11 protein-coding genes are annotated in these 11,358 nt (G+C 71.2%); 9 read left to right on the top strand and 2 right to left on the bottom strand.

The window, feature by feature from the left end:
• Positions 1 to 40: 40 nt before the first annotated feature.
• A complete protein-coding gene (locus ACFU97_RS40485) occupies positions 41 to 673 on the top strand; it encodes a TetR/AcrR family transcriptional regulator (RefSeq protein WP_384266764.1) in 633 nt (210 codons plus the stop codon).
• A 46-nt stretch (positions 674 to 719) separates the two neighbouring features.
• Here the strand turns inward: ACFU97_RS40485 and ACFU97_RS40480 are convergent, their stop codons facing one another.
• Entirely contained in the window at positions 720 to 1,121 is a 402-nt protein-coding gene (locus ACFU97_RS40480; protein ID WP_384266762.1) for a hypothetical protein, read from the bottom strand.
• Positions 1,122 to 1,192: 71 nt separating this feature from the next.
• On the opposite strand from ACFU97_RS40480, the gene ACFU97_RS40475 reads away from it, so the two are divergent.
• From ACFU97_RS40475 to ACFU97_RS40455, 5 genes are all read left to right on the top strand, one after another.
• Positions 1,193 to 2,107, top strand: a complete 915-nt coding sequence (locus tag ACFU97_RS40475; RefSeq protein ID WP_384266760.1) for a LysR family transcriptional regulator — start codon at positions 1,193 to 1,195, stop codon at positions 2,105 to 2,107.
• Positions 2,108 to 2,269: 162 nt separating this feature from the next.
• Positions 2,270 to 2,458 (top strand): hypothetical protein, encoded by a 189-nt coding sequence (locus ACFU97_RS40470; protein ID WP_384266758.1) that lies wholly within the window; start codon positions 2,270 to 2,272, stop codon positions 2,456 to 2,458.
• 117 nt (positions 2,459 to 2,575) lie between these two features.
• A complete protein-coding gene (locus tag ACFU97_RS40465; protein ID WP_384266756.1) occupies positions 2,576 to 4,222 on the top strand; it encodes a purine-cytosine permease family protein in 1,647 nt (548 codons plus the stop codon).
• Between the two features lie 394 nt (positions 4,223 to 4,616).
• A complete protein-coding gene (locus tag ACFU97_RS40460) occupies positions 4,617 to 5,612 on the top strand; it encodes an esterase/lipase family protein (protein ID WP_384266753.1) in 996 nt (331 codons plus the stop codon).
• 211 nt (positions 5,613 to 5,823) lie between these two features.
• Positions 5,824 to 6,963, top strand: coding sequence for a ferritin-like protein (locus ACFU97_RS40455; protein ID WP_384266751.1), 1,140 nt, complete (start codon positions 5,824 to 5,826; stop codon positions 6,961 to 6,963).
• An 82-nt stretch (positions 6,964 to 7,045) separates the two neighbouring features.
• Here ACFU97_RS40455 and ACFU97_RS40450 read toward each other — a convergent pair whose 3' ends face one another.
• On the bottom strand, positions 7,046 to 7,687 hold the full coding sequence (locus ACFU97_RS40450) for a methyltransferase family protein (protein ID WP_384266749.1): 642 nt from the start codon (positions 7,685 to 7,687) through the stop codon (positions 7,046 to 7,048).
• Positions 7,688 to 7,876: 189 nt separating this feature from the next.
• Here ACFU97_RS40450 and ACFU97_RS40445 point away from each other — a divergent pair, with 189 nt between their 5' ends.
• The 3 genes from ACFU97_RS40445 to ACFU97_RS40435 form a co-directional block, all read left to right on the top strand.
• On the top strand, positions 7,877 to 9,157 hold the full coding sequence (locus tag ACFU97_RS40445; protein ID WP_384266746.1) for an alpha/beta hydrolase family protein: 1,281 nt from the start codon (positions 7,877 to 7,879) through the stop codon (positions 9,155 to 9,157).
• A gap of 202 nt (positions 9,158 to 9,359) precedes the next feature.
• Entirely contained in the window at positions 9,360 to 9,563 is a 204-nt protein-coding gene (locus tag ACFU97_RS40440; protein WP_384266744.1) for a cold-shock protein, read from the top strand.
• An 87-nt stretch (positions 9,564 to 9,650) separates the two neighbouring features.
• A partial coding sequence (locus tag ACFU97_RS40435; RefSeq protein WP_384266743.1) for a DEAD/DEAH box helicase occupies positions 9,651 to 11,358 on the top strand: 1,708 nt, incomplete at its 3' end.

Here is an 11,358-nt window from a genome sequence, read left to right as displayed (position 1 = left end):
TCCATCGTGTCTACACCGTATACGTCTACACTGTAGACCCATGAGCGGCAGACGGGAAGAGATTCTGGACGCGGCGCTGGACATCGCCGACGAGCGCGGGCTCGACGCCGTGTCGATGCGTGCGCTGGCCGACCGCGTCGGCGTCACACCGATGGCGCTGTACCGGCACGTCAAGGACAAGGCGGCGCTGCTGGACGGCATGGTCGGACGCCTGCTGGCCGCCGTACTGCCGCCGGAGTCGCCCGACGAGCGGAACTGGGAGGAACGACTCGACGCGCTGGCCCACGCCTCCCGCGAGGTGACGCAGCGTCACCCCTGGGCGGCGCACCTGCTGTTCTCGCGGCCGGCGATCACGGCGGACGCCGTGCGCGTGGTGGACATCATCTTCCTCGCGCTCCTCGAGGCCGGGGTCCCGGAAGCCGAAGTGCCCCGGCTGGAGCGGATGATCAGCACCTTCGTGATCGGGTTCGCCGCCTCCGAGGCATCGGGCCGCTTCGCTCCCGGCAGCCTCGATCCACGCGGTCGGCGCGGCCAGCTCCCGGAGAGCGAACTGCCCGGCCACGGCACCCTCGCGCCGTATCTCGACCTGCCCGTCGACCTCACGGCCGAGTTCGAGGCGGACCTGGCCGACATCCGGCGGCTGATCAAGGCGGCGGCGGAACGGGCGGACTGACCGCCGCCGCTCCGCACGCGGAAAGTGCCCTGAACGACAAAGCGCTCTATATGACCTCGTCCGCAACGACGTTGGGGTGACCGTCCGCCACACGGGCCGCCGCACCGGTCTCCACCAGGGCCGCGGCACCGGTCGCCCCACGGGCCGCTGCGCGACGCCGCGGGAAGCGGCCCGCACACCAGGTGCGGGCGGCGCGCGGGAGCCGGTGCATGCCGACCAGGGCGTGGAAGCCGATCAGGATCCACACGAAGTTCGACGTGACCGACGGCCACGCACCGCTGGCGGCGGCCGATACGGCGAGCAGGGCGCCGCCGAGGATGTTCATCGCCTGGAAGAGACGGGAATCGGGTTCGACCCGCCGACGCGAGACGAGGCCGTAGGCGGCTGCCGTGCACAGTGCGCCGGCCCATCCCGCCGCACTGGCCCCTGGAACGAGCATCTCCTGCATGACGCCATCGTGACGGAGCCGCGGGTGTAGTGCAATTGAAGTTGACTACCCCCGGGATTAAGCTGCGGCGAATGGATCTGGATCCGCGGAAACTGGCCGTTCTGCTGGCTGTCCACCGGGCCGGCGGCGTGCTGGCCGGGGCGGCCCTGCTGCACCTGACGCCGTCGGCGGTGTCGCAGCAGATCTCGCGGCTGGAGGACGCGGTCGGCACCGCCGTGCTGGATCGCCAGCCTCATGGTGCGGTGCTCACCCCGGCCGGGCGGGCCCTCGCGGAGGCGGCCGAGCGGATCGAGACGGAGCTGACCGAAGCCCGCAAGGCGCTGTCGGCTCTGCAGGGCGAGGTCGCGGGCACGGTCGTCATCGGCGCTCCGCAGACGTTCATCGGGACGCTGCTCGTTCCGCTCGTGCATCAGTTGCGGGAGAAGTTCCCCGGACTGGAGCTGGCCGTACGGCAGACGGAGGGCGACAGGGGTCAGCAGGAGCTCCGCTCCGGCGCGCTCGACCTGCTGGTCCTGGAGCAGGAATCACCTCTGGGGCGCCGTTCGGTCCAGGGCACGCGTGACGTCCCGTTGCTCGACGAACCGTGGCTGGTCGTCCTGCCGAGCGGCCTGCCGACCCCCACGACCACGGCCGACCTGGAGAACATGACCTGGCTCGCGGTGGACCCGGACTCCGCCGCCCACAACGCCAACTCCCAGCTGCGCGACGGCCTTTCCGTCGCGCAGACCGCCGCACACAGCTACTCCGACTACAACGTCGCCCTGTCCATGGTCGCCGGCGGCCTGGGCATCGCCGTCGTGCCCTACCTGGCGGTGCTGGGCTCCCACCCCGAGGGCATCACCGCCGTCTCGCTGCCCGGGCTCGGCACCCGACGACTCATCGCCCGCCACCGCACGACCCGTTCCGAACCCCGCAAGGAAGTCCTGACCGTCCTGGACGCCATGCTCGCGGCCGCGGGCTCGTTGGAGATGCACCGCCCGGAGTGACGGACGGCACGGACGGAGGGCACGGACGGCCGGCGCGTGGACGGCCGGCGTGGACGGCCGGCGCGTGGACGGCAGGTTCACCGCACACCGCGGGGCCGGTGAGGTCACGGAAACGGCCCGTTCATCACACGATCAACCTGCGGGAAACAAGCCGTTTCTAGCGTGTCCGCCCATGGATTCAGAGTCGTATACGGCCCGGACACGCGTCGGCGCACCGAGCACCACCGCGCCCTGCCCGCCCACGCCGCCGGCTCGACGGCCGTCGTGACCGAGCACACCCGCCGCGCCAGGACGGCAGGCGCCCTGGCGGCCGGGACCGACGCGATGCGGCCTCCCGCCAACCGGCTCTGAGAACAGGGGAGTTCCCCCTGTCCCGATGCCCCGGCTGCCGACGACGCCACTCCGGGACGCTCACCGCTCACCGCCCCGCCCCCCACCGGAGCACCACTCCACCCCGAAGGGCCGACCATGAGTGCAACCCAGTCCCCGCAGACCGCCACCGCACCGGAAGCCCCACCCGGCCAGGCGACCAAGGAGACCCTGGAGGACTACACCCTCCGCTTCGCACCGCGCAGTTACCGCCGCTGGACCCCGATGGTCGTGGCGACGACGGCGCTCGGCGGCATCGCCTACATGGCCGACTTCTCCATCGGCGCCGGCATCGGCCTGGCGCACGGCACGGGCAACGCGCTCGTCGCGATCGCCGTCGCCGCGGTCGTCATCTTCGTCACGGGCTTCCCGCTCGCCTACTACGGCGCCCGCTACAACATCGACCTGGACCTGATCACCCGCGGCTCCGGCTTCGGCTACTACGGCTCGGTCCTCACCAGCGTCATCTTCGCCAGCTTCACCTTCATCTTCTTCGCCCTCGAGGGCTCGATCATGGCCCAGGGCCTCAAGCTGGGCCTGGGCCTGCCGCTCTGGCTGGGCTACGCCGTCTCCACCCTCATGGTGATCCCCCTGGTCATCTACGGCATGAAGGCGCTCAGCAAGCTCCAGGTGTGGACCACCCCCGTCTGGCTGCTGCTGATGGTCGGCCCGCTGATCTACCTGATCGCCACCGACCCCGGCACGGTCGACCGCTTCCTCTCCTACGCCGGCACCGACGGCGACGGCGGTGTGAGCATCGCGCCCGTCCTGCTCGGCGCGGGCGTCTGCCTCTCCCTCATCGCACAGATCGGTGAGCAGATCGACTACTTGCGCTTCATGCCGCCCAAGACCGAGGCCAACAAGCGCACTTGGTGGACCGCGGTGGTCATGGCGGGCCCCGGCTGGGTGGTGCTCGGCGCGCTGAAGCAGGCGATCGGCGTCTTCCTCGCCGTCTACATCCTCGCCGAGGTCGGCGCCAAGGCCGCCCCCGAGCCGATCCAGCAGTTCCGCGGCGCCTTCGACGCGATGATGCCGTCCTGGATGGTCGTTCCGCTGGCCGTGGCACTCGTCGTGATCAGCCAGATCAAGATCAATGTCACGAACGCGTACTCCGGCTCGCTGGCATGGACCAACTCCTTCACCCGCGTCACCCGGCACTACCCCGGCCGCATGGTGTTCGTCCTGGTCAACCTGGGCTTCGCGCTGGCCCTGATGGAAGCCGACATGTTCAGCTTCCTCAACAGCATCCTCGGCTTCTACTCCAACTGCGCCATCGCCTGGGTGGTCACCGTCGCCACCGACATCGCCGTCAACAAGTACCTGCTCAAACTCTCCCCGCTCCGCCCGGAGTTCCGCCGCGGCATGCTCTTCGCCGTCAACCCGGTCGGCGTCGTGGCCTTCGTCGCCGCCTCCGGTCTGTCGATCGCCATGTACTTCCATCTGCTCGGCGACACCCTCCAGCCCTACTCCCCCGTCGCCGCGGCCGTCATCGCCTTCGTCCTCACCCCTCTGATGGCCGTCGTCACCAAGGGCCGGTACTACCTGCGCCGCATCGACGACGGCATCGAGGAGCCCCTGCTCGACGCGGAGGGCAACCCGACCGCGACGACGTACGACTGCCACGTCTGCCACCAGTCCTACGAGCGGCCCGACCTGACCGCCTGCGCGACCCATGACGCGGTCGTCTGCTCGCTGTGCCTGAGCACGGACAAGGTCGGCGACCATGTGCTGCCGGCGACGGCGTAGCACCTGACGGCGAGCGGGGCGCAGGGCCGCCCCGCTCGTCAAGCGTGAGTGGGGGCGGGCGAGTTCGCGTGCCGCGCGCGGTGCGCCTGGCGCCACGGCCTGACCTCACCGTCATCACCTCCTCCCGACCGCACCTACCGGCACGTCCTTCCTGACCGTCAGGGTCGGCACCTCCTTCCTGACCGTCAGGGCCGGCACTGCGACCAACCCTTCCGGCCAACAGCCCCTCCGCGCACCGGGGCTGGCCGGGTCCTGTCCGCCCACCTGGCTGATCGCGCGTGCGCCAGACGGGCGCACGTGGCGCGCCGTGCCCGGGTGGGGCGCGGCGGGGTGTCGAAGCTGGGGCCGCTCCGAGCCCCCACCGACGCCCCGTCACCAGGAGGTGCGCACCTCAATGCGCCGCATCCTCAAGGCCGCAGGAACCGCCCTGGCCGCGGCGGTCTGCCTGACCGCCGCCGCCCCCGCCGCCTCGGCCGCCCCGCCCAGACCCCACCCGGTCTCCACCTGGGCCCCGTCCACCGTGTCCGCCAACCAGTTCGGATACCTGGGGGCGGTCAGCACCGGCCTCGCCGCGCTCGCCTCGCTGCCGGACCCGGACCGCTCCCCGGCGGGAGCCAACGACTTCGGCTGCAGGCCGTCGGCCGCCCACCCCTATCCGGTGGTGCTGGTCCACGGCACCTTCGCCAACGCCTACGACAGCTGGAGCGGGCTCGCCCCGGTGCTCAAGAACGCCGGCTACTGCGTCTTCGCCCTCAACTACGGCGAGAGCCGGCCGCACGCCCTGATGAAGGCGACCGCCCATGTGCCCGTCTCGGCACGCCAACTGGCCTCCTACGTCGACAAGGTGCTGGCCGCCACCGGCGCCTCGAAGGTCGACCTCGTGGGCCACTCGCAGGGCGGCGGGGTGACGCCCGAGTGGTATCTGCGCTTCAACGGCGGGGCCGCGAAGGTGCATCAGCTCGTGGGCATCAACCCGAGCAACCACGGCACCAACACGTCCGGCCTCGCCAACCTCCTCGACGCCGTACTGGACGTGGCGGGCCGGGCCGGCAAACCGCTCGGCCTGGACAGCCCCGCGGCCAGGGACCAGACGACCGGCTCCGCCGTGCTCCAGCAGCTGTATGCCAAGGGCGACACCGAGCCCGGCGTCGGCTACACCACCCTCGTCACGCGCACCGACCTGGTGGTGACCCCCTACACCAACCAGTTCCTCAAGGCCGGCCCCGGCGCGACCGTCCACAACATCCTGCTGCAGGACAAGTGCCCGCTGGATCTCACCGGTCACGTGGGTGGCATGTACGACCCGAACATCAACCGGCTGGTGCTCAACGCCCTCGACCCCGCACACGCCGAGCCGGTGCGCTGCGCCGTCATGCCCGTCCCGGTGTAAGCCCGGCCGCGCCTCCGGGGACCTCGTCCGGGCTCCGGAGGCGTGGTCCGTAGCCGGGCCGTGACTCCGTTGGACTGTCAGGGTGGTGGACGCGTCGCCCGGGCACCGTGCACCCCGGGAAGCGCGGTGTCGGCTGCTAGCTTCCAGAGCTGTCGGAGGGTCCCGTTCATCTCGTACGGAGACGGGGCCATTGCTATGAGCTGAGGCGAAATTGACTGGTACGACAGAAGATTCGGACAGCCCGGCAGTTGCCCCCTTCAAGCGCAGGAGTTTCCTGGCCACGGCCGCTCTCGCGGCCGGCGCTCCGGTCGCGGCCGCCGGTACCGCGCAGGCCGCGGCACGAACGGCGAGCGCAGCGCCCACCGCACCCGGCCAGCACTCCGTGGCACGCCTGCTCGCCGTACCCGAGGACGGCCGCGGAATGAGCTGGCTGCGCAACGCCCTCCAGGTCGCGGTCTCCCTCGAACTCGCCACGATCCCTCCCTACTTGTGCGGCTGGTGGTCCATCAAGGACCGCGGCAGCGAGGCCGCCCGGCTGATCCGGCGCATCGTCGGCGACGAGATGTTCCACCTCGGCGTGGTCTGCAACCTCCTGGTGTCCGTGGGCGGACGGCCGCAGATCAAGGCGGCGGCGTCCACCTACCCCGGCCCGCTCCCCGGCGGCGTACGCCCCGGAGTCACCGTCTATCTGTCAGGCCTGACCCGGTCCTTCGTGCACGACGTGATGATGGCCATCGAGGCCCCGGACCGACCGCTCGCCCGCAGCCTGGAGGCCGAACCCAGCGTCGGGACCTTCTACGGCGACATCCTGCAGGCCTTCCGCACGGTGGCACCGGACCTCCAGGAACGAGGACAACTGTCCACGCGCATCGGCTCCGACGTGCTGGAGCCGGTGCGGACCCCGGACGACGTCATGCGCGCCATCGAGATCATCAAGGAGCAGGGCGAGGGGACCAGCAGCTCTCCCGCCACGGCCTTCGAGGACGACTACCCCGCGCACTACTACGCCTTCGGCGAGATCTACCACGGCCGGCGGCTGCGCGAGAACGACGGCGACTGGGAGTTCTCCGGCACGCCCGTGCCCTTCCCCGACGCGCGCCCCATGGCCCCGGTCCCGGTCGGCGGCTGGTCCGACGCGCCGGGCGAGGTGCGCCGGCTCCTGGACGGCTTCGACGCCACCTACCACTCCGTCCTGCAGAACCTGGAGCTGGCCTGGGCCGGTGGTGGCCACCGCACCCTGCGCACGGCCATCCACACGATGCGCGGGCTGGAGCACCCTGCCGTGGAGCTGATGGAGCGCTCGATCACCGACGCGCCGGGCAACTACGGTCCGCAGTTCCGCCCCTTCTGATCGGTTCGGGCCACGGCTGCTCTGCCTGATCCCGCCTGCTCCTGACCGGAGTTGCCCGCCTCTCTGCCCGCCCCGCTTCCGGCTAGTGCTGCTCGCCGCCGACACGGCGAGGGCCGACCGGGGCGGGGCGCAGACGTGGCAGGAGCGCCGGGACGCGGGCGCGGTAGGCGTCGTAGGAGGCGCCGAACTGATGGGCCATCAGCCCGTCTTCTCTGCGCACCCGGCGCAGCAGCCACGGCACGGCGACCGCCACGCACGCCGTCCAGACGCCGAACCCGCAGGCCAGCATGGCGCCGACGACCAGGCCGAGGAGGCCGGTGTATATCGGGTGCCGGACCAGCCGGTAGGGGCCGTCCGTGCGCAGTTCGTGGTGCTCCTGGACCATGGGCACGCTGGCCCACATCGTGCCCAGGACCCAGCGGGCCCACAGCAGCAGGGCGGTGGACGCGACGGCCAACAGGCCACCTATGAGGGCGATTTCGGGCTGCCAGTACTGCAAGTGGTGCCAGAAGCCCTGCGAGTGCCTGATCACGGCGGCGAAGATCCAGACGCCCGCGACCAGCAGTATCCGGCGAGGCAGCTCGCGACGCAGTCCGCGCATCCAGCCGCGCGGGCCGTCCTGGCTCTTCATGCCGAAGTAGACGGCGCCCGCGAGCCAGGCCGCGGCGAAGACCACGAAGCAGACGCCGATCAGAACGACGAGTGCCGAGTGCAGTGAACTCATGCCTCAAGGGTGCTCCGAGCGGTGAGCCGATCACCACCACCCACGGGTCGATGGACGCGTCTCCACCCGGGGATGGAGGAAAACCCCCAGACCCGGCGGCGGGCCCGCCGGATGGTGACGATCTTGCCCGGCCGGAAGTCTGTACGTGATCGCTCCACGCGCCGTGTTCACCGACCAAGGGGACCACTCATGCAGACCCGCCGTGCCGTTCTCATGTCGGCCGCCGCCTTCGCCGTGTCCGCCCTCCCGGCATGCGGCGCGTCCGCGTCCGCCGCGCCCACGTCTCCGGCGTCGTCCGCGACGCCGGCGTCACTCGCTTCGCGCAGGAACGGGCTGGTGCGGCTGACGCTGCCCGGGCCGAGTGGTCCGTACCCGGTGGGGACGGTCTCGCTGCACCTCGTGGACAGCGACCGCGCCGATCCCTGGATCACCTCGCAGCCGTACCGCGAGCTCATGGTCGACGTCCGCTACCCGGCCCGGACCGTCGCCGGGCACCGGCGCGCGCCGCAGATGCTGCCCGGCGCTGCGGCCGGCTTCGCCGCGCTGAACAGCTTCAACGGCGTGCCCGCCGAGAAGGTCGACTGGGCGGCCACCCGGACCCATGCCCACGAGGGAGCCCCGATCGAGCGCGGCAGCGGGCCGTTCCCGGTCGTCCTCTACTCACCCGGCGCCGGCGACCCCCGCACCCTGGGCACGACCCTCTGCGACGACCTCGCGTCGCGCGGCTATGTCGTGGTGAGCGTGGACCACACCTACGACGCCTCGGCCGTCGAGTTCCCCGGTGGCCGCGTCGAGGACTCCGTCCTGCCCGCCGAGTACGCCAAGGCATCCCCCGACGAGGAACGCATCAGGGCGCTGCTGAGGAAGACGATCGGCGTACGGGTGGCCGACACCCGCTTCGTGCTGGACGCACTGCCGAGCGCCCTCCCGCGGGCCCTGCGCGGCATGCCGGACTTCGGCCGTGTGGGCATGTTCGGCCAGTCGGCGGGCGGCTTCACCGCCATGCAGACGATGCACGACGACCCGCGCATCGCCGCCGCGGCGGACCTGGACGGCCTTCTTGCGCACCAGCAGGAGGACGGCACTCCCGGCCACCTGTCCACCGTGGCCGCCGACGGCGTGGACCGTCCCTTCCTGCTGATCGGCAAGGACGGCAACGATCTGCGGACCGTGCCGTCCTGGAAGGCCGTGTGGCGGCACAGCCGCGGCTGGCACCGGGGCCTGGACCTGCGCGGCGCGGAGCACGCCACGTACACGGATGCCGTAACCCTGGTCCCGCAGATCGCCCGGCGGCTGGGTCTGCCCCGCACGACCGTCGTGAAGAACATCGGCACGATCGCACCGGACCACGCCATCAGCGCCGAGCGGGCCTACATCACCGCCTTCTTCGACCGCTGGTTGCGCGGCCGGGACGATCACGGGCTGCTGGACGGGCCGTCCGGCTGCTATCCGGAGGCGCGGTTCTTCTGACGGTGCGAGTGGTTCGCGTCAGGGGGCGTCGACACGCCGTGTTGATCGTCCGCCGGCCGCCGGGTTGTGCTACGGTTTCCGAGTTGCAGTTGTGGTACCCATGAACCTATGTGCGCCTGACGGGAATGCTTCTCCTTCAGGCGCACAGTTTGTTTTTCCGGCATCTCCGGATGGGGCCATTTGCCTACAGAAGGAGAAAGTCATGGCACAGGGCACCGTGAAGTGGTTCAACTCTGAAAAGGGTTTCGGCTTCATCGAGCAGGACGGCGGCGGTCCGGACGTCTTCGCCCACTACTCGAACATCGCGACCCAGGGCTTCCGTGAGCTCCAGGACGGTCAGCGGGTCTCGTTCGACGTCACGCAGGGCCAGAAGGGCCCGCAGGCGGAGAACATCGTCCCCGCCTGATCGCAGGACGCGTACCCGCTCACCGGGGTCCGCACCTTTATGGTGCGGACCCCGGTTTGTGCTGTTTCCAGGAAGGCAGACAACCGAATGTCCCGCAGGTCCCAGAAGCCGAACCGGCGCGCCTCGTCACCCGCACCGTCCGCGCAGTCGCCGCGGGAATTCCGGCTGCCCGAAAGCACGACACCCGCACTTCCCGCCGTCGAGGACTTCGCCGGTATGGACATGCCCGCGGCGCTGCTGAAGACCCTCACCGCGGAGGGGGTGACCACCCCCTTCCCCATTCAGGCCGCCACCCTGCCGAATTCGCTGGCCGGACGTGACCTGCTCGGGCGTGGACGCACCGGTTCCGGCAAGACGCTCGCGTTCGGGCTGGCGCTGCTGGCGCGTACGGCCGGGCTGCGGGCGGAGCCCAGGAAGCCCCTCGCCCTCGTGCTGGTGCCCACCCGGGAACTGGCCCAGCAGGTGACGGACGCGCTGACGCCGTACGCAACGGCCGTGAACCTGCGGCTGACCACCATCGTCGGCGGGCTCTCGATCACCAAGCAGGCCGGTGCGCTGCGGCGCGGCGCGGAGGTGGTCGTGGCCAGTCCCGGCAGGCTCAACGACCTGGTGGAACGCGGTGACTGCGTGCTCGACCAGGTACGCATCACCGTGCTGGACGAAGCCGACCAGATGACCGACATCGGCTTCCTGCCGCAGATCACCAAGCTGATGCAGCAGGTACGGCCCGACGGGCAGCGGATGCTCTTCTCCGCCACCCTGGACCGGAACATCGACCGCCTGGTGAAGCAGTTCCTGAAGGACCCGGTGGTGCATTCCGTGGACCCGTCCGCGGGGGCCGTGACCACCATGGAGCACCACGTGCTCCATGTGCAGGACGAGACGGACAAGAAGGCCGTCACCACGCGCATCGCGGCCCGTGACGGCCGGGTGATCCTCTTCCTCGACACCAAGAGATCCGCCGACCGGCTCGCCAAGCGGCTGCTCGCCGTCGGCGTGCGCGCGGCGGCGCTGCACGGCGGACGCTCCCAGCCGCAGCGCAACCGGACGCTGGAGCAGTTCAAGAACGGCCAGGTCACCGCGCTGGTGGCGACGAACGTCGCGGCCCGGGGCATACACATCGACGACCTCGACCTCGTCGTGAACGTCGATCCCCCCACCGACCACAAGGACTACGTCCACCGGGGCGGCCGCACGGCCCGTGCCGGCGGGTCCGGCAGCGTCGTCACGCTCGTCCTGCCCGACCAGAAGCGGGACGTCAGCCGGCTCATGTCGGACGCGAACATCCGTCCCCGGACGGCGCGGATCACGTCGAGCGACGCCGAACTGACCACGATCACCGGTGCCCGCGAGCCGTCCGGCGTGGCCGTCACCATCCAGGTCCCCGAGCCGCAGCCTGCGCCGAAGGCGTCGCGCCCGGAGCGGAAGACCGGCACGGGCACGAGCAGGCGGTCCGGCCGCCGCAGGAACGGCGGGGCCCGAGCCGGGGCCACGGCGGGTGCGGTCGCCGGGGCGGAGGGGCGGGAGTCGGGTCGGCGGGGTGTGGCCGGGGCGGAAGGCCGCGGATCCGGCCAGCGGACCGCCGCCGGTGCGGAAGGCCGCGGATCGGGACGGCGCACCTCGGCGGGTGCGGCGGGTGGTGGCGCTACGTCCGTCCCCGGTCAGCGCGGCTCTGCCCGTCGGGCGGGGTCCGGCGCGGCCAAGAACGGTGCCGCCGGAGCGGGCGGGCGTGGCGCCGAGCGTCAGTCCGCGGGCGGCGCGGCGGCCGGCGGCACCAGTGGCAAGGCCGGTCGCG

Origin of the sequence: Streptomyces sp. NPDC057616 (assembly GCF_042800575.1) — a bacterium.
Taxonomy (GTDB): domain Bacteria; phylum Actinomycetota; class Actinomycetes; order Streptomycetales; family Streptomycetaceae; genus Streptomyces.
Note: the sequence above shows the minus strand (reverse complement) of the source record. Positions and strands in the feature narration are given on the sequence as shown.